This is a genomic window from Enterobacter sp. MALB-1 (genome assembly GCF_041021625.1).
Lineage (GTDB): Bacteria > Pseudomonadota > Gammaproteobacteria > Enterobacterales > Enterobacteriaceae > Enterobacter > Enterobacter oligotrophicus.
This window is the reverse complement of sequence record NZ_JBDPJL010000001.1, coordinates 2121722-2140360: the sequence shown is the minus strand read 5'-3', so window position 1 is coordinate 2140360 and position 18639 is coordinate 2121722. Positions and strand designations below refer to the sequence as shown.

At 53.9% G+C, this 18639-nt stretch carries 19 protein-coding genes and 2 pseudogenes; 9 read left to right on the top strand and 12 right to left on the bottom strand.

The annotated features are described in order from the left end of the window. Nucleotides 1-16: 16 nt before the first annotated feature. Both ABGB15_RS10230 and ABGB15_RS10225 read right to left on the bottom strand, forming a co-directional pair. Nucleotides 17-775, bottom strand: a complete 759-nt coding sequence (locus tag ABGB15_RS10230) for an alpha/beta fold hydrolase (protein ID WP_215722125.1) — start codon at nucleotides 773-775, stop codon at nucleotides 17-19. Nucleotides 776-861: 86 nt separating this feature from the next. Continuing rightward, complete coding sequence (locus ABGB15_RS10225) at nucleotides 862-1035, bottom strand: GhoT/OrtT family toxin (protein WP_152081197.1); 174 nt, start codon at nucleotides 1033-1035, stop codon at nucleotides 862-864. 243 nt (nucleotides 1036-1278) lie between these two features. On the opposite strand from ABGB15_RS10225, the gene ABGB15_RS10220 reads away from it, so the two are divergent. From ABGB15_RS10220 to ABGB15_RS10210, 3 genes are read left to right on the top strand one after another with little or no spacing between them, the layout of a single operon-like run. Further along, entirely contained in the window at nucleotides 1279-1605 is a 327-nt protein-coding gene (locus ABGB15_RS10220; protein WP_152081198.1) for a DUF1971 domain-containing protein, read from the top strand. Nucleotides 1606-1632: 27 nt separating this feature from the next. Then, the gene (locus ABGB15_RS10215; protein WP_152081199.1) at nucleotides 1633-1986 is read left to right on the top strand and encodes a DUF1971 domain-containing protein; all 354 of its coding nucleotides are present in this window, start codon (nucleotides 1633-1635) and stop codon (nucleotides 1984-1986) included. Between the two features lie 3 nt (nucleotides 1987-1989). Then, nucleotides 1990-2172, top strand: coding sequence for a DUF1869 domain-containing protein (locus ABGB15_RS10210; RefSeq protein WP_063449914.1), 183 nt, complete (start codon nucleotides 1990-1992; stop codon nucleotides 2170-2172). A 41-nt stretch (nucleotides 2173-2213) separates the two neighbouring features. On the opposite strand, the gene patD is transcribed toward ABGB15_RS10210, so the two are convergent. The 7 genes from patD to ABGB15_RS10175 form a co-directional block, all read right to left on the bottom strand. Then, complete coding sequence (patD, locus tag ABGB15_RS10205) at nucleotides 2214-3638, bottom strand: aminobutyraldehyde dehydrogenase (protein ID WP_215722126.1); 1425 nt, start codon at nucleotides 3636-3638, stop codon at nucleotides 2214-2216. Between the two features lie 24 nt (nucleotides 3639-3662). Beyond that, nucleotides 3663-4469, bottom strand: a complete 807-nt coding sequence (locus ABGB15_RS10200) for an ABC transporter permease (protein WP_215722127.1) — start codon at nucleotides 4467-4469, stop codon at nucleotides 3663-3665. Beyond that, a complete protein-coding gene (locus ABGB15_RS10195) occupies nucleotides 4459-5403 on the bottom strand; it encodes an ABC transporter permease (protein ID WP_215722128.1) in 945 nt (314 codons plus the stop codon). The genes ABGB15_RS10200 and ABGB15_RS10195 overlap by 11 nt, the downstream gene beginning before the upstream one ends. Nucleotide 5404: 1 nt before the next feature. After that, nucleotides 5405-6418, bottom strand: coding sequence for an ABC transporter ATP-binding protein (locus ABGB15_RS10190; RefSeq protein WP_215722129.1), 1014 nt, complete (start codon nucleotides 6416-6418; stop codon nucleotides 5405-5407). A 16-nt stretch (nucleotides 6419-6434) separates the two neighbouring features. Continuing rightward, nucleotides 6435-7580, bottom strand: coding sequence for a putative ABC transporter substrate-binding protein YdcS (ydcS, locus tag ABGB15_RS10185; RefSeq protein ID WP_215722130.1), 1146 nt, complete (start codon nucleotides 7578-7580; stop codon nucleotides 6435-6437). Nucleotides 7581-7838: 258 nt separating this feature from the next. Further along, entirely contained in the window at nucleotides 7839-9251 is a 1413-nt protein-coding gene (locus ABGB15_RS10180; RefSeq protein ID WP_152081205.1) for a PLP-dependent aminotransferase family protein, read from the bottom strand. 80 nt (nucleotides 9252-9331) lie between these two features. Further along, nucleotides 9332-9520, bottom strand: coding sequence for a cold-shock protein (locus ABGB15_RS10175; RefSeq protein WP_152081206.1), 189 nt, complete (start codon nucleotides 9518-9520; stop codon nucleotides 9332-9334). A gap of 409 nt (nucleotides 9521-9929) precedes the next feature. On the opposite strand from ABGB15_RS10175, the gene ABGB15_RS10170 reads away from it, so the two are divergent. The 4 genes and pseudogenes from ABGB15_RS10170 to hslJ all read left to right on the top strand — a co-directional run bounded on the left by ABGB15_RS10170 (nucleotide 9930) and on the right by hslJ (nucleotide 13032). After that, the gene (locus ABGB15_RS10170) at nucleotides 9930-11330 is read left to right on the top strand and encodes a cytochrome ubiquinol oxidase subunit I (RefSeq protein ID WP_215722131.1); all 1401 of its coding nucleotides are present in this window, start codon (nucleotides 9930-9932) and stop codon (nucleotides 11328-11330) included. Continuing rightward, entirely contained in the window at nucleotides 11330-12340 is a 1011-nt protein-coding gene (gene cydB, locus ABGB15_RS10165; protein ID WP_215722132.1) for a cytochrome d ubiquinol oxidase subunit II, read from the top strand. The genes ABGB15_RS10170 and cydB overlap by 1 nt, the downstream gene beginning before the upstream one ends. Continuing rightward, complete coding sequence (locus tag ABGB15_RS10160; RefSeq protein ID WP_152081209.1) at nucleotides 12340-12468, top strand: DUF2474 domain-containing protein; 129 nt, start codon at nucleotides 12340-12342, stop codon at nucleotides 12466-12468. Before cydB ends, ABGB15_RS10160 begins: the two co-directional genes overlap by 1 nt. A 127-nt stretch (nucleotides 12469-12595) precedes the next feature. Beyond that, nucleotides 12596-13032, top strand: a pseudogene (hslJ, locus tag ABGB15_RS10155) (heat shock protein HslJ). Here the strand turns inward: hslJ and ABGB15_RS10150 are convergent. The 3 genes from ABGB15_RS10150 to ABGB15_RS10140 form a co-directional block, all read right to left on the bottom strand. Further along, entirely contained in the window at nucleotides 13033-13299 is a 267-nt protein-coding gene (locus ABGB15_RS10150; RefSeq protein ID WP_215722133.1) for a DUF333 domain-containing protein, read from the bottom strand. A gap of 362 nt (nucleotides 13300-13661) precedes the next feature. Beyond that, nucleotides 13662-14168 (bottom strand): YbjP/YqhG family protein, encoded by a 507-nt coding sequence (locus ABGB15_RS10145; protein WP_215722134.1) that lies wholly within the window; start codon nucleotides 14166-14168, stop codon nucleotides 13662-13664. Then, complete coding sequence (locus ABGB15_RS10140; RefSeq protein WP_215722135.1) at nucleotides 14168-14536, bottom strand: hypothetical protein; 369 nt, start codon at nucleotides 14534-14536, stop codon at nucleotides 14168-14170. Before ABGB15_RS10140 ends, ABGB15_RS10145 begins: the two co-directional genes overlap by 1 nt. Nucleotides 14537-14776: 240 nt before the next feature. Here ABGB15_RS10140 and ABGB15_RS10135 point away from each other — a divergent pair. Together ABGB15_RS10135 and nifJ are read left to right on the top strand one after the other, a co-directional pair. Continuing rightward, nucleotides 14777-14974 (top strand): annotated as a pseudogene (locus tag ABGB15_RS10135) (hypothetical protein); the annotation flags it as partial. 89 nt (nucleotides 14975-15063) lie between these two features. Next, a complete protein-coding gene (nifJ, locus tag ABGB15_RS10130; protein WP_215722136.1) occupies nucleotides 15064-18588 on the top strand; it encodes a pyruvate:ferredoxin (flavodoxin) oxidoreductase in 3525 nt (1174 codons plus the stop codon). The last annotated feature ends 51 nt before the right edge of the window (nucleotides 18589-18639 follow it).

The following is an 18639-nucleotide window of genomic DNA, read 5'->3' as shown; positions in this document are numbered from 1 at the left end:
GCAGTAATGCGGGCTATTACCTTTTCTCCAGGCACTCCGCCAACACCTTTGCCAGAGCTGAAGGGTTTTCCCAGGACATCGAATGTCCGGCATCAGGTATGATTTTTACCTCCACGCCCTTCTGCTGAAGCTCATTAACATCAGAATCAGGCAGTGACCATTCTCCAAAAATAAGCGTAACCGGGCAGGTGAGCGCCAGGAATTGTTCTGCCCATTCGGGCTCAACACCCGCTACCAGGCTCGCAGCACCACGCCATACTGCATGTGGGGCGTTGCTTTGCAAACTTCCCGCCCATGCAGATTTCTCGGCCTCAAGTAACGCTCTATAACCTTGTTCAACAAAACGGCGTTCTGGCTGTGCGGCTATTGTGCGGCTGAACATACCTCCACCTGCATGGAAATTAGGTTCAGATACTATCAGCCCCTTAACACGCGTTCGCAGTAAACCTGCGGTTTCAATGGCGATACTGCCGCCCATGCTGTGTCCGTATAGCCAGAAAGACTCGAGGTTAAGATGCGTCAACAACTCTGCTATCACCTCAGCCTGCTTGCTGGTGCGATAACTGTAATCAGAGGGTTTATCGCTGTAACCGCTGCCGGGGAGATCGATAAGAATGGCCCTACGTGCGCCAAAATTGGGCTCGTATACGACTCGGGGGTATTCATAAGAAGAGGCGCAGCCAAGGCCGTGAATAAACACAACGGGATCGCCGACGCCTGGCAGATTTTGCCAGCGCACGATACAACCGGCTACCTGCGAATAAAAACTGTTCATAAGCACTCCATTAATGATGAACTGTTTATTTATACAGTCATTACATCAGGAATGCTATGTTCATCTTTCAAAACGGGAAGCTCGCTTCAGAAAAGCGAGATCAGCAGCGCGACAGGAAAGCTCATTGGCCAGGTTGAACCCACCAGGAACGCGCTCAGCAGGCGGATACGTTTTTTATCTTTTGACAGGAACCAGGTAATAAGTGCGCAAATGGACGCCATAATTGCGTAAAAAACCAACATCTTTTGATACAACGTCATTCTGTTTACCTGAGCCAAAAAATAACCGCACGCAATATGCGTCATACGTTGACACAGATCAAGTTTTTTCGTTACATCATAACCACTTAAATATTAAGGATAATAACAACTGAGTACGTTGTATAACAAACCCGAGGCAACCGCAGTTATCCGTTTTAATAACACGCATTTTAAATGCACATTTTGCTAAATTCCCCTCTGCAGAAAGCAGTCTAATAAAGGCAGGCTTTCATGGGAGGAAACATGCTACGCATTCCGCAGAGTTGTATTCACACCCGTTCCACCCCTTTCTGGAACAAAGAGACCGCCCCCGCCGGGATTTTTCAGCGACACCTCGACAAAGGCACCCGCCCAGGCGTTTATCCTCGCCTTTCGGTGATGCAGGGCACAGTCCGTTACTTAGGCTATGCTGATGAATTTACGCCTGAGCCAGACAGCGAGCTGATTATCGAAGCGGGTCATTTCGGCGTTTTCCCGCCGGAGAGATGGCACCACATCGAGGTCATGACCGACGACACGCTGTTTAATATCGACTTCTTTGTCGAACCTGATGTTCTGAAGTCTCTTTAAGCGGCTGACGCTGAGAAGGAAACCATTATGCTACGTATTCCTGAAAATTTTGTTCATACCCGTTCCACTCCGTTCTGGAATAAAGAGACCGCACCGAAAGCGCTCTTTACGCATCACAATACCAAAGCGGGTGTTTATGGCCGCCTGTCCGTGATGCAGGGGGCTGTACGTTACTTTGGCTTTCCGGACGCGACCGCGACCGAGCCGGATCTTGAGCTGGTGATTGAAGCCGGTTCATTTGGTATTTCCCCGCCACAGAAATGGCACCGCATTGAGCTGTTGACCGACGATACCTACTTTAATATCGATTTTTTCGCCGATCCTGACGTCACGCTCACCGGCGCTGGCATTGGTAAAGTGGTTAACACACATAAGGAGTAACCCATGGGCAAGGCAACTTACACCGTAACCGTCACCAATAACAGTAACGGTGTCTCGGTGGATTATGAAACAGAAGCCCCGATGGAGCTGTTGATCCCGGATGTTGCTGCGGACGTGGTGAAAGATCTGGTGAATACCGTTCGTGCGTACGATACGGAGAATGAACACGACGTGTGTGGCTGGTAGTAAACAAGCCCGGCGGCGCGCTCGCCGCCGGGCAATTTCACTTAGTGCTTAATCATCACATGGCGCACGACCGTATAATCCTCAAGCCCGTACACCGACATATCTTTGCCGTAACCTGACAGCTTCATCCCGCCATGCGGCATTTCACTGACCAGCATAAAATGGGTATTAACCCAGGTGCAGCCGTACTGCAGCCGGGCGCTGAGCCGATGAGCACGGCCCACATCTTTTGTCCATACGGACGAAGCAAGGCCATACTGCGAATCATTCGCCCAGGCGAGGACCTGCGCTTCGTCGTCAAATTCCGTAATGCTGACTACCGGACCAAACACTTCGCGTTGCACAATCGCATCTTCCTGTTTTGCCCCGGCAAGCAGCGTTGGCTGGAAATAATAGCCCGCCCCCTCCTGCTTGCTGCCGCCTGTCACCACACGGATATGGCTTAGCGCTTTCGCCTCTTCAACCGCGTGACTGACGCGAGATAAGTGTGCAGCGGAGCTGAGCGGCCCAAGCTCAGTTGATGCCTCTTCCGGCGCGCCCATCTTCAAGGAGGCAACGGCAGCCCCCAGTTTTTCCACCAGCGCAGCGTAAATGCCTTTCTGGGCATAGATGCGGCAGGCTGCCGTACAATCCTGCCCGGCATTGTAGAAGCCAAAAGTACGCACGCCTTCCACCACGGCATCCAGATCCGCATCATCAAAGACAATGACCGGCGCTTTGCCCCCCAGTTCCATATGCGTGCGTTTCACGGAGGAGGCCGTGTGGCTGATAATACGCTCCCCGGTGGCAATTGAACCGGTGAGCGAGACCATCCGCACTTTCTCGTGCCCGGTCAGCGGGTCGCCCACGGTCTTACCGCGTCCAAACAGGACGTTCAGCACGCCTGGCGGGAAGATATCTTTCGCCAGTTCAGCCAGTTTTAACGCCGTCAGCGGTGTGATTTCAGAGGGTTTGATCACCACACAGTTTCCGGCTGCCAGGGCGGGTGCCAGCTTCCACGCAGCCATCATCAGCGGATAGTTCCACGGGGCGATTGACGCCACAACGCCTACCGGATCGCGGCGGATCATAGACGTATGCCCCTCAAGGTACTCTCCGGCTGCCAGCCCGTTCAGGCAGCGCGCCGCGCCGGCAAAGAAGCGAAACACATCCACCACAGCCGGAATTTCATCCCCCAGCGCACAGTGCAGCGGTTTACCGCAGTTAAGGGATTCCAGACGAGCAAACTCATCAGCATGCGCTTCAATGACATCGGCCAGCTTCAGCAAACACTCTGAACGGCTTTTTGGCGTTGTTTGCCCCCATTCGACAAAAGCGCGGTCGGCTGCCAGCACCGCGGCATCGACCTGAGCCGCAGACGCCTCAGCGATCTCCAGCAATACTTCTCCGGTGGCAGGGTTATAGACCGGCTGTTTTTCCCCGTCGCCGGGAATGAGTTCACCATTGATCAGCAGTAGATTTTGCATAGCATTGTCCTGTTGAAATCGATGTTATTTTCCGCTGCCAGCGATATTTTCGCCGTCGCGGGTTAGCCACCAGGCTCCCAGAATGGGGATAGTGGTGACCAGCATCACCAGCAGAGCCACCACATTGGTGACCGGTACGTCGCGCGGGCGTCCAAGCTGGTTAAGCAACCACAGCGGTAACGTGCGTTCGTGTCCCGCCGTAAATGTCGTGACGATTATTTCGTCAAATGACAGCGCAAACGCCAGCATGCCCCCCGCCAGCAGCGCCGAGCCAAGATTCGGCAGCACCACATAGCGGAAGGTTTGCCAGCCATCTGCACCTAAATCCATCGACGCCTCGACCAGGCTCCATGAGGTACGCCGGAACCGGGCGATCACATTGTTAAACACCACGACCACACAGAAGGTGGCGTGCCCGACCACGATAGTGAAAAAGCCGGGTTCAAGGTTGATGGTTTTGAATGCTGTCAGCAGCGCCAGCCCGGTGATAATGCCAGGCAAGGCGATCGGCAACAGCAACAACAGCGAAATGGCGTTTTTGCCAAAAAACTCACTGCGCCACAGTGCGGCTGCAGCAAGTGTGCCAAGTACCAGCGCAATCGTAGTAGACAATGCCGCAATCTTAAGTGACAACGTCACGGAATCGATGATATCTCCACGCGCGGCCGCCACGCTAAACCACTTCAGCGTCAGCCCCTGCGGCGGGAAGCTAAAGGCGGCATCTTCTGTGTTAAAGGCATAGGTTGCGATAATCAGCAGTGGAAAATGCAGGAAGATAACCCCGCCCCAGGCAGCCACTTTCAGGAACAACGGTGCGCGTTCAGAGTGCATCGAATGCTCCCAGACGTTTCACGAACGCCAGATAGAGGGAGATAAGCACAATTGGCACCAGCGTGAACGCCGCCGCCATTGGCATATTGCCGATAGCACCCTGCTGGGAGTAAACCATGTTGCCAATGAAATACCCCGGCGGCCCCACCAGTTGCGGAACGATAAAGTCTCCCAGCGTCAGCGAGAACGTAAATATCGATCCCGCCGCAATGCCAGGAATGGCCAGCGGAAGCACCACGTAGCGGAAGGTCTGACGCGGACGCGCGCCGAGATCGGCTGATGCCTGCAACAACGAGGCAGGCAACCGCTCCAGCGCCGCCTGGACAGGCAGGATCATAAACGGCAGCCAGATATAGACAAACACCAGAAAACGCCCCAGGCCGGAGGTAGACAACGTGTTGCCACCTATTGCCGGAACCGTAAGCAGTGACGTCAGGATCGGCTCCAGCCCCATATGGTTCAGGAACCACTGCGCCACACCGTCTTTCGCCAGTAATAATGTCCATGCATAGGCTTTGACGATATAGCTCGCCCACATGGGCAGCATCACCGCGATATAAAAAAACGCTTTCCATTTGCCGCGGGTGTAACGCGCCATATACCAGGCCATCGGAAAAGCAAGGATTGCGCTGGCGACAGTCACGGCGATAGCCATGACCAGCGTGCGAAGGATAATGTCATAGTTGGCCGGATTAAAAAGTGCCTGAATGTTCGCAAACGTCAGCTCAGGCGTGACCGACATGGTGAAGTCGTCGAAGGTATAGAACCCCTGCCACAACAGCGTGAGCAGCGATCCTAAATAGACAATGCCAAACCACATCAGCGGCGCAAGCAGGAGCAGGAACAGCCCGAGCGACGGTTTGCGCCAGAACAGCGCAGCGATCCGGCTTAGCCTGCCGTGCGGCGCGGGAGTGTGTGAAACGCTCATCTCCATTTCACCTCTCCTCGTGCAGCGGCACCATGGCCTCGCGTGACCAGGAGGCCAACACCTGCTGTCCTGGCTCTATACCCGCCGGTATCGTTGCGCCACTCAGGTTGGCCTGGCTCACCAGCAGTTTTGCGCCATCTGCCAGCCGGAGTTCAAAACGCGTCGCCGCCCCCTGATACTGAACGGCCTGAACCACACCCTGAACCTGCACTTCTCCGCTTTCGTTGAGGCGGATATGTTCCGGGCGCAGCGAATAGATGCCCTCCATCCCGCACACGTGACGGGCTACGTCCGCCTCAAACACGTTAGACGTACCGACAAAACTCGCCACAAACGGGGTGCGCGGGCGCATATAAAGCTCGCGCGGAGAATCAACCTGCTCAATACGGCCGTTGTTAAACACCGCCACCCGGTCTGACATCGACAGGGCTTCGCCCTGATCGTGCGTGACGAAAATAAACGTGATCCCCAGCTCCTGCTGAAGTTTTTTCAGCTCGAACTGCATCTGCTCGCGCAGCTTCAGATCGAGCGCGCCCAGAGGTTCATCCAGCAGTAACACGCGGGGCTCGTTGACCAGCGCACGCGCAATTGCCACGCGCTGGCGCTGCCCGCCGGAGAGCTGTGACGGCTTACGGGAAACCGCAAAACTCAGCCCGACCTTTTCCAGCGCCTCGCGTGCCTGAGCATGACGTTTTTTCTTGTCGATGCCTTTCACCATCAGGCCGTATGCGACGTTATCGAGAATCGACATATGCGGAAACAGCGCGTAATCCTGAAACACGGTGTTGACATCGCGTTCCCACGGAGGGAGTTCACTGGCCTCTTTACCGAAGATTTTTATCGCGCCGCCGCTGAGCTGTTCAAAACCGGCGATCAGGCGCAGGCAGGTGGTTTTGCCGGAGCCAGAAGGCCCCAGCATGGAGAAAAATTCCCCGTCACGAATACCAATGGTGACGCCGTCTACCGCCCGCACGTCACCGTACAGACGGGATACGTCATTAAACTCAACCGCGTACGTCATGTTCTGCTCCCGGCGATTAACGGCCGCCCATGATGGCGATGTAATCCTGCGTCCAGCGGCTGTAAGGGACATACTTGCCCCCCTCGGCGATTGGCGTTTTCCAGAACATGATTTTGTCAAAGTAGTTATAACCGTTTGTTTCACAGCCTTTATCGCCTAAAAGCGTGCTGGCTTTGCACCCTTCTGCAATCACCGGGAGCGAGCCAAACCATGCCGCCAGGTCGCCCTGCACTTTTGGCGTTAGCGACCAGTTCATCCATTTATAGGCGCACATCGGATGTTTAGCGTCCGAATGCAGCATGGTGGTGTCCGCCCAGCCGGTGACGCCCTCTTTCGGGAACACGGTCGCAACAGGCTGGTTGTCCGCTTTCAGGGCATTGGCCTGATACGGCCATGCGCTGGATGCGACGACACCTTCGTTTTTAAAATCGCTCATCTGGACGGTAGTGTCATGCCAGTAGCGGTGGATTAAGGCATGCTGGTCGCGAAGGACCTTAAGCACGGCGGCATACTGTTTTTCCGTCAACTGATAGGGATCGGTGATGCCAAGCTGTGGCTGGGTGGCTTTAACGAACAATGCGGCATCGGCGATATAAATCGGGCCATCATAGGCCTGAACGCGGCCCTGGTTGGTTTTCCCGTCCGGCAGGTCTTGTTTAACGAAAACCACTTTCCAGCTGTCAGGCGGCGTCGGGAAAGTTTTGGTGTTATACATCAGCAGGTTCGGCCCCCACTGATACGGCGTGCCGTACACCTTTCCACCGACGTTAAACCACTCGCCTTTGACGATGCGCGGATCGATAGTTTTCCAGTTCGGGATCAGGTCTGGGTTAATCGGCTGTACGCGTTTACCCATGATCAGGCGCAGCGAGGCATCACCAGACGCAGTGACCAGGTCATAGCCCCCTTTCGCCATCAGGCTGACCATCTCATCCGAGGTGGCGGCGGTTTTGACGTTGACCGCGCAGCCGGTCTCTTTTTCAAACTGCGTGACCCAGTCATAATTTTTATCGGTTTGACCACGCTCGATGTAACCCGGCCAGGCAATAATATCCAGTCGTCCTTCCCCGTCGCCGATAGCCTTTGGTGGCTCGGCGGCTTGCGCTGTCATGATCGTCATGCCGAGCGCGCACAGGCTGCTGCGGGCAAATTTTTTGCTCATTAGATTTACTCCTGTCGCAATGAAATTTAGCGGCAGCCGTGCCGTAAAAATATCTCCCTTACTAAACGTAGACCGCGCAAATGCGCCGCACCGTGCGGCTTAAGGAAATTTCATCAAGGTGTGACCGAGGGCGCATTCCCCGTTAACTGGATTATAGACAAGGAGTTAGCGTTGAGAGGCAGTATGCAGATTTCCTATGATGCGCTACCGCAAATGATTCGCCGTACCGTTATTGTGATAAGGCGAGATTATTGAAAATCATGCTTCCAGCATTTCGTTAATTAATTTCCCCAGTTGAATAACGGCCTGCTCTTCCCGCTCGCCCCATGCCCATGAGGTATTAAAACGAAAGAATGGCGTCCAGGCATCCGAGGTAGAAAACATCTTGCCAGGCGCAATGCTGATATGGTGATTCAGGGCTTTCTCGCTTAACAGCCCGGCATCCAGCCGCGCGGGCAGTTCCAGCCATAAAAAGTAGCCGCTGTCATTATGATGAATTTTGACATCTGCAGGCATGTGGCGCAGCAGCGCCTGCCAGGCCTGTTGTTTGCGCTCGGCGAGGGTACGCCGCAGGCGGCGAAGATGAGCGTCGTAACGTTTGGTCGCCAGATAATCCACCAGCGCCAGCTGCATCGGGGAACTGGTCGATAACGTGCTCATCAGTTGCAGTTGCTGAATGCGTCGCGCATGTTTACCGGCGGCTACCCATCCGATGCGAAAACCGGCGACAAGGCATTTCGAAAAGGAGGAGCAGTGCAACGTCATGTCCTGTTCATCCCAGGCTTTCGCCGGAAGCGGTTTTTCACGACCAAAGTAAAGCTCGCTGTAGACATCATCCTCAATCAGCGTGACGTTGTGTTTTGTCAGCAGAGCGACTACATGTGCCTTTTTTTCTGCACTGAGCGTGAATCCAAGCGGGTTTTGGCTGTTAGTCATTAGCCAGCAGGCTTTTACCGGGTAATCATTCAGCGCCTGCTCAAGCGCGTTGAGGTCAATGCCTTCCCGCACATCCGTCGCTACCGACAAGGCTTTCAGTTTCAGGCGTTCAAGCGCCTGTAGCGCGCCGTAGAAACAGGGGTTTTCAACGATAACCCAGTCGCCTGGTTCGGTGACCGCCTGCAAACTGAGGTTCAGCGCTTCAAGCGCGCCTGCGGTGATGACGATCTCCTCCGGTGAGATATTCATCCCCTGCTGCGCATAGCGACGGGCAATGGCGTGGCGTAAGTCGACGTTACCCGGCGGCAGGTTTTCAATCACGCTCATTGCGGTGGCGGTTTTACTGACATTTGCCAGCGAGCGGTTAAGCTGCTGAAGCGGGAAAAGCCGGGGATCGGGAAACGCAGAGGCAAAGGGCACAACGGAAGGATCGCGGCTGGCCTGTAGCACATCGAAGATATAGGTGTTGATATCTACTACTTCGTCGCGCATCACCTGAGCCGGGGGTGCAGGCTGTTGTGCGGTCGGGCGCGAGGCAACGTAGTAGCCCGACTGCGGCCTGGCGACAATGCGCCCCTGGCTTTCCAGCATCTGATACGCATGGCCCACGGTCATAAAACTCATGCCGCTGCTCGCCACCTGCTCCCGCAGCGAAGGCAGTTTATCGCCGGGCAGCCATACGCCAAGCTCAATCTGCGAGATAATTTGTTGCGCCAGACGCTGGTATTTTTTCATCAGATTCTCCTTATGGCCGACAGTGTATATCAGCAGGAGAAAAAGAGAAGATTTTGCTAACTGTTATGGTTGGCTGTTAATTACTTACGGAACACGCTGACGTTGCTCTGTGCAAAACGCGCGGCCGCTAAATGATCGAGCGTTACCATCGGCGATTTGCAAAAGATGCATTTCGCGCCGTAAGGGTTTTTCTCAGACACATCAAAAGCTGAGGTACGGTACTGCGAGCCATGACAGCATGGGCAGCGGAAATGGATATAAGAAGTCATAAGATTCTCCTGTAAACGTAAAAAACGTAAGTGCTAATGGGCCTTTCAGGCGACAGTGGTTTGAAACAAAAACTAATCGGAGTGTAGAAAAAGACCCAAGAGAGGCTGCGGAGAGGCACAACGTGATGAGAACTGCTTTATAAACCTACGTCAGATATTTATTTGGACTCAAAACCAGAAAACCATTAACGCACTTCGATGACGACAAAGCAAGCGGTTTAATGCGTAAAATTCATAAAAATAATTTTTTTATTCATCTATAGGCAGAGCATTAGTGGTTATTGAAAGCCATTTGTGAAAGGTCATGCAGGAGCAAACTGTTATAGGTAAATAACACAGGTCTGTTTCTGCAACCCAGCGCTGGCGCGGCTTAGAATTGCATCGACTTATTAACACTGCGGAGTTTTGCATGTTTGGTTTAGATGCTTTTCATCTTGCGAGAATACAGTTCGCATTTACCGTCTCCTTTCACATTATTTTCCCGGCGATCACCATCGGGCTGGCGAGCTATCTCGCCGTGCTGGAAGGGTTGTGGCTGAAAACCAAAAATCCGGTCTGGCGCTCGCTGTATCACTTCTGGTCGAAGATCTTTGCCGTTAATTTTGGTATGGGCGTAGTGTCCGGGCTGGTAATGGCGTACCAGTTTGGAACCAACTGGAGTGGATTTTCCCAGTTCGCGGGTAGTATTACTGGCCCGCTCCTCACCTATGAAGTGCTGACCGCCTTTTTTCTTGAAGCAGGGTTCCTCGGCGTGATGCTGTTTGGCTGGAATAAAGTTGGGCCTGGGCTGCACTTCTTTGCCACCTGCATGGTAGCGCTGGGGACGATCATTTCAACGTTCTGGATACTTTCTTCAAACAGCTGGATGCAGACTCCCCAGGGATATGAAATCGTTAACGGACAGGTTGTCCCGGTAGACTGGTTTGCCGTGGTGTTTAATCCCTCCTTCCCCTATCGTCTGCTGCATATGTCGATCGCGGCATTCCTGAGCAGCGCGTTGTTTGTCGGCGCATCGGCGGCCTGGCACCTGCTGCGTGGCAACAACACACCCGCCATTCGTGCCATGTTCTCCATGGCACTCTGGATGACCCTGATCGTGGCCCCTATTCAGGCGCTGGTCGGGGACATGCACGGGCTAAATACCTTAAAACACCAGCCAGCAAAAATCGCCGCCATTGAAGGTCACTGGGAAAATCCACCTGGTGAACCGACGCCGCTGCTGCTGTTTGGCTGGCCGGATATGGAACAAGAGCGTACCCGTTTTGGGCTGAAGATCCCCGCACTGGGTAGCCTGATCCTGACCCACAGCCTTGAAAAACAGGTTCCGGCACTCAAAGCGTTTCCGAAAGAAGATCGGCCTAACGCCACTATCGTCTTCTGGTCGTTTCGCATTATGGCCGGTTCAGGGATGTTGATGCTGTTGCTGGGCGTAGTGGGCGTCTGGCTGCGCTACAGAAAACGGGTGTATTCCTCACGCCCCTTCCTGTGGTTCGCCCTGGTGATGGGGCCGTCCGGGCTGATTGCCATTCTGGCCGGATGGATCACAACCGAAGTGGGCCGCCAGCCGTGGGTGGTTTATGGATTACAGCGCACAAAAGACGCGGTTTCCGCGCATGGCGATCTGCATATGAGCGTGAGTTTACTGGCCTTCTTCGTGGTCTACACCTCGGTATTCGGTGTGGGATACAGCTATATGGTGCGGCTCATCAGGAAAGGTCCTCAGCCGCATGAAACCTTCGCTACGGAGTCCGATGGCCGCCCGGCGCGCCCGCTTTCCGCCGTCACCACTGAATACAAGGAGCAGCCATAATGGGCATCGATCTTTCCCTTATCTGGTTCGTCATTATCGTCTTCGCCACGCTGATGTATATCGTGATGGATGGTTTTGATCTGGGGATTGGCATTCTGTTCCCGGCCACGCAAAACCCCGACGACCGTGATGTGATGGTGAACAGCGTCGCGCCTGTCTGGGACGGTAACGAAACCTGGCTGGTGCTGGGCGGAGCGGCACTGTTCGGTGCCTTTCCACTGGCGTATGCGGTTATTATTGATGCGCTCACCATCCCACTGACATTAATGCTGATCGGGCTTATTTTCCGCGGAGTCGCCTTTGAATTTCGTTTTAAAGCGACCCCGGCTCATCGCCCATTCTGGGATAAGGCCTTTACTGGCGGTTCAATTCTGGCAACCTTCACTCAGGGCATAACGGTTGGTGCAGTGATTAACGGATTCGCCGTCACTGGCCGCCATTATAGTGGTGAGCCATTTGACTGGTTTACCCCGTTTAATCTCTTTTGCGGCGTCGGCCTTGTCGTAGCGTATGCGCTATTAGGCGCGACGTGGCTGGTGATGAAAAGCGAAAACGCGCTGCAGCAGCGTATGCGTCAGGTATCGAAACGCCTGCTCATTGTTCTGCTGGCCATCATCGCGGTGATTAGCGCCTGGACACCGATGACCCATGCAGCCATTGCCGCGCGCTGGTTTACGCTACCAAATCTGTTTTTCCTGTTGCCCGTCCCGCTGTTCGTCGTCATTTTTAGCGTCTTTCAGTGGCGCTGCCTGAACAGCGCCGACAGCCATAACCGGCCTTTCCTTCTCACGTTAGGGTTGATTTTCCTTGGCTTCAGCGGGCTTGGGATCAGCATCTGGCCGCATATTATTCCGCCGTCGATCACCCTCTGGCAGGCGGCTGCACCAGCACAAAGCCAGGGCTTTATGCTGGTGGGCGCGCTGTTGATCATTCCCGTGATTCTGGTCTACACCTTCTGGAGCTACTACGTATTTCGCGGAAAAGTACAGCATGGGGAGGGTTATCACTGATGCAACAACCTGTCTGGAAACGACTGATGTGGCTGGCCATCATCTGGGGTGGGAGCGTACTGGCGCTGGCCTGCGTGAGCATGTTCTTCCGAATGCTAATGACGGCGGCAGGCTTTAAATCTCACTAAACGTGCGTACCGGGCGCAGCGCTGCAGCCCGGTCTCTTCTCGCACTTTCGGATAAACCCCATTAACTCACCGGAGCGTATCGTTACACTGAAAATAGATTCACAGTATTGATAGTTAGAGAAGAAAAATGAAAAAGTATGTTGCGTTATGTCTCATTAGCCTTGCACTGACTGGCTGCGTCAATCCGGGTAAGGCCTCTGTTCAGCCTGACCAGTTACAGAATCATCGCTTTGTTCTGGAAAATGTCGACGGCAAAGCCGTTAAGGCCGTGACAACGCAGCCTGAGATTCGTTTAGCGCTCAGCCCGATATTAGCCTGGTTAACAACATCGCCGTCTCAGGCATGATGTGCAACCGCTTTAACGGACAGGGGAAATTGTCCGAAGGCGAGCTGAAGGTCAAAACGCTGACGATGACCCGAAAATTATGTACTGATCCACAGTTGAACGAACTGGATCAGACCATCGGCGACATGCTGCGCAAAGGCGCGCAGGTCGACCTGACGGAAGACCAGTTAACGCTGGCAACAGCAGAGAAAACGCTGATGTTTAAGCGCGTCAAGTAATCAGTAGCTACCGCATGAACCCACGGCAAGCGACTGCTCATTGCACCGTTTGCCATTGGGTAAGGCGCACATTCCGATGGCAGAGCCGTCAAGTTGACGGGCGACAGACAGGGAACCACCAATCATCGCGCAGTTGGCCTGTCCTGAACTGGACATCGCCGCTTTCATACCTGGCGTAACGTGCGCAGCAGTCGCCTGCTGAACAGGTTCATTGCTGCAGGCCGATAACAATAACGCGGCACATCCTACCCAAAACGCTGAACGCATGCTTTAACCCCCCTAATGAATACGAAACCTATGCATAATAGGCATCACCTCCCGTGTCGTCGAGAGCGGAAGTGCGTATTTATGCGCTCCGGAAACAATTTCTCGCAATTTTTCCACTCAAAGTTTGATCTACTCATTGATGGCGAGAATACCCAGGAGACAAAAGCGAACATTGAAGTTAACCCGCAGCAGGTCACGAAGTGGATTAACGATGAATGGATCGTAGCCGGACACATACTTTACAGCCCGCGCCGTTCAGTTCCGGAGAATGGTGCCTGGAGCAAAACCGCTCGCGCAGCATACGCCTGATTGAGATCAATAAAAGCCCCGGAGGTTTCCAGGGCTTAATGAGTGTTGACTGTTTACAGCCCGCTTTCTGCTGCGGCTTTTGCCTGGGCGATTGCTCCGGCATTGAATATAGGGTGCTCGTAGTGATTGGTTACATCACGAACCCTGTATATCTTCCATGCACCATCTTCACAACGAAGAAATACTTCAAGATGTATGCTTCTACCGTCACCTGCCCCCTCAATGACCTGGACTACTTCACCGTTTAAAAATGGTCTTGCGTTTTCCACTCGTAACGCAGGTATCCATTCGCGAGAGTAATCCTGGGTATACGTAAAATAATCAGACCCTATTAACTCTTGTTCATAGATTTCCTGAATGGCACTAATGCGAGCAATAGTATCAGCAGAAACATATTTACGCAGTTCGTCGGCAGGGTAAGGCCTGGCTTCATCGCTGCTGAATGCGGAAAGATAGGATTTATAAAATGATTCGGTAGCGTCTTGCGCACTCTGATCTTGATTGACAGCCGAACGACATCCCACCAGCAACATAACGACTGATAAAAATATCCTTTTCATTAATGCATCCTGTAAATTTTAAAGGATGGTTGCATTTTGCGGTATCCAGGACCCGGATACATGCTTTTTTGAACAAAGTCAGAAATCCACTGCGTGCCGTCATACATGGTCATGTGACCTATGCCATTTCCACCGGGGTAAGGCTGTATCACAGCCACATCGCCAGAAATTAAAGTTGAACCAGGCGGCAGTTCACTGAATCCAGCACGTAATAATTCCGCCCCATAATCTTTTGCGTAATCTGTGTTCGGTACCTTAACCCCGCCAGCCAGAATGGCCAGGCGGGTAAACTTAGCACATTCACTATGAGAGTGCCCCAGAGCGTGTGAACGGAGATACGAAACAGCAAGGTCTTTATTCCAACTCATTCTTAGTTCCATTAAGTAAGTAATAAGGAACAGAATTATTACGTTACCCGTCAATAAATTGTGGGGTAAAAAATGCTGAAATATCGCTGGCGCTGGCCACAGAATTGCGTGCGCCCGGTTCATTGCCTGCTCCCCTCAATGTCCTTCTTTTCGCGCCTGCTCCATTGATGCTATAAATCGCTCCAGCACGTCATCAACCTTTTTGAACCGCCAGCATGCCTGTGCGCGGTTTACTGATCGCTCACTGCCGGGGCGAACCCATCGTTTATTGCAGGTCAGATGGGCCATGCAACCGCGAAAATGATTTATGAGGTCTACAGCAAGTGGATCGGAGAAATGGGTAAAAATCAGGTGGATATCATCAACCAAAACTTGCCTGAGGCTCTGCCCCCTGGATCAATTTGTGCACTCGAAAGCCTTATAACTTCAATGGAATAGGGGCGCGTCCTATAATAAGGGAATAATTATCAGGGCTCGTCGCCGTTTCACGGGTCCCTCTTTTTTGCGCAATGTAAGGGTGTTGTCCTATGCAAACTATTGACGGTAATGGTGCGGTCGCGTCTGTCGCGTTTCGAACCAGCGAAGTTATCGCCATCTACCCGATCACGCCAAGTTCCACGATGGCTGAACAGGCGGATGCCTGGGCCGGGAACGGGCTTAAAAACGTCTGGGGCGATGTCCCCCGCGTCGTTGAAATGCAGTCGGAGGCCGGGGCGATCGCCGCTGTGCATGGCGCGCTGCAGACTGGCGCATTATCAACGTCGTTTACCTCTTCTCAGGGATTACTGTTGATGATCCCGACGCTCTACAAACTGGCAGGTCAGTTAACGCCCTTTGTTTTGCACGTTGCTGCCCGTACCGTAGCCACGCACGCTCTCTCCATTTTTGGCGATCATTCCGACGTGATGGCCGTGCGCCAGACCGGTTGCGCCATGCTCTGCGCCAGCAGCGTACAGGAAGCACAAGACTTCGCGCTGATTTCGCACATCGCAACCCTTAAGAGTCGCGTACCGTTTATTCATTTCTTTGATGGTTTCCGCACCTCTCACGAGATCAATAAAATCGTTCCGCTGGCAGACGACACCCTTCTGAATTTGCTGCCCCAGGCGGACATCGATGCCCATCGTGCCCGTGCGCTGAATCCGGAGCACCCGGTGATCCGCGGGACCTCTGCTAACCCTGACACCTACTTCCAGTCCCGCGAGGCGACAAACCCGTGGTATAACGCGGTTTATGACCACGTCGAACAGGCGATGAACGATTTTGCGGCGGCGACGGGCCGGGAATATAAGCCGTTTGAATATTACGGTCATCCGCAGGCGGAGCGCGTCATCGTGCTGATGGGCTCCGCGATCGGCACCTGTGAGGAAGTCGTGGATGCACTTCTGACGCGCGGGGAAAAAGTAGGCGTGCTTAAAGTCCGTCTCTACCGCCCCTTCTCCGCAAAGCACTTACTCTCTGCCCTGCCGGAAAGCGCGCGCACCGTGGCGGTACTCGATCGTACCAAAGAGCCCGGCGCTCACGCCGAGCCGCTCTATCTGGACGTGATGACCGCCCTGGCGGAAGCGTTCAATAACGGCGAGCGCGAAACGCTGCCGCGTGTCATTGGCGGGCGCTATGGTTTGTCCTCTAAAGAATTTGGCCCGGACTGCGTGCTGGCCGTATTTAACGAGCTGAGTGCAGCAAAACCGAAGCCGCGTTTTACGGTCGGCATTTATGATGACGTCACCCATCTTTCCCTGGCCCTGCCGGAAAATACCCTGCCATCGAACGCAAAACTAGAAGCGCTCTTCTATGGTTTAGGCAGCGACGGCAGCGTCTCGGCAACCAAGAACAATATCAAGATCATCGGGAACTCAACGCCGTGGTATGCGCAGGGTTACTTCGTCTACGACTCCAAAAAAGCAGGCGGACTGACCGTTTCCCATCTGCGCGTCAGCGAGCAGCCTATCCGCTCAGCCTATCTTATTTCACAGGCGGATTTCGTTGGCTGTCACCAGCTGCAGTTTATCGATAAATACCAGATGGCAGAGCGCCTGAAGCCTGGTGGTATTTTCCTGCTAAACACACCATACAGTGCAGATGAAGTGTGGGCGCGGCTACCGCAGGAAGTACAGGCGGTGCTGAACCAGAAACAAGCACGGTTCTTTGTGATCAATGCCGCGAAGATTGCCCGTGAATGTGGCCTGGCGGCGCGTATCAATACCGTTATGCAGATGGCTTTCTTCCATCTGACCAATATTCTGCCGGGCGACAGCGCGCAAATGGAATTGCAAGGTGCCATTGCAAAAAGCTACAGCAGCAAAGGCCAGGAGTTGGTCGAGCGTAACTGGCAGGCGCTGGCGCTGGCTCGCGAATCGCTGTTCAACGTTCCGCTGCAGCCGGTTAACGCCACCAGCCCGAACCGTCCTCCTGTTGTTTCTGATGCGGCACCTGATTTCGTTAAAACTGTTACGGCAGCCATGCTCGCCGGACTGGGTGACGCCCTGCCCGTCTCTGCGCTGCCGCCGGACGGCACCTGGCCAATGGGCACGACCCGTTGGGAAAAACGCAACATCGCCGAAGCGATCCCCATCTGGAAAGAAGAGCTGTGTACCCAGTGCAACCACTGCGTGGCGGCCTGTCCTCACTCGGCTATTCGTGCCAAAGTGGTTTCGCCGGAAGAGATGGAAGCGGCACCGGCCAGCCTGCACTCACTGGATGTGAAATCCCGCGATATGCGCGGCCAGAAATATGTTCTGCAGGTCGCGCCAGAGGACTGTACCGGCTGTAATCTGTGTGTTGAAGTCTGCCCGGCGAAGGATCGTCAGAACCCGGAAATCAAAGCCATCAATATGATGTCGCGTCTGGAGCATGTCGAAGAAGAGAAAGTGAATTATGACTTCTTCCTGAACCTGCCGGAAATCGACCGCAGCAAGCTGGAGCGTATTGATATTCGTACATCACAGTTGATTACGCCGCTGTTTGAATACTCTGGTGCCTGCTCCGGCTGTGGCGAAACGCCGTATATTAAACTGCTGACGCAGCTTTACGGCGACCGTATGCTGATTGCGAACGCGACCGGTTGTTCGTCTATTTATGGCGGTAACCTCCCTTCAACCCCTTATACGACGGACGCCAACGGGCGCGGTCCGGCGTGGGCTAATTCGCTGTTTGAAGATAATGCCGAGTTTGGTCTGGGCTTCCGCCTGACCGTCGATCAGCATCGCGCGCGCGTGATGCGCCTTCTTGAACAGTTTGTCGATAAGATCCCGGCTGAACTGAATGACGCGCTGCATGCAGAGGCAACACCGGATGTTCGCCGTGAGCAAGTGGCTGAACTGCGCAATGCCCTTCAGGGCGTTGACGGTGCAGAACAGCTGCTGAGAGACGCCGACGCGCTGGTCGAGAAATCCATCTGGCTGATTGGGGGTGATGGCTGGGCCTACGATATTGGTTTCGGCGGGCTGGATCACGTGCTGAGCCTGACCGAAAACGTCAATATTCTGGTGCTGGATACGCAGTGTTATTCCAATACGGGCGGCCAGGCATCGAAAGCGACACCTTTAGGTGCTGTCACCAAATTTGGTGAACACGGTAAACGCAAGGCACGTAAAGATCTCGGTGTCAGCATGATGATGTATGGACACGTGTATGTCGCTCAGATTTCACTGGGGGCACAGCTCAACCAGACGGTGAAAGCGATTCAGGAAGCAGAGGCGTATCCTGGCCCGTCGCTGATCATCGCCTACAGCCCTTGCGAGGAGCACGGCTATGACCTGGCCCTCAGCCACGATCAGATGCGTCAGTTGACCGCCACCGGCTTCTGGCCTCTCTACCGGTTCGATCCACGTCGTGCGGATGAAGGAAAATTGCCGCTTGCGCTGGATTCACGTCCGCCGTCAGATGCGCTTGCCGAGACGTTGATGCAGGAGCAACGCTTCCGTCGTCTCAACGCTCAGCAGCCTGAGGTGGCAGAACAGTTGTGGAAAGATGCGGCAGCCGACCTGCAAAAGCGTTATGACTTTCTGGCGCAGCTGGCCGGTAAAGCGGAAAAATCGACCAGCGAATGATATCCACTGCCCGGCTTATCCGGGCATTTTTGCCATAAAAAAAAGCCCGAT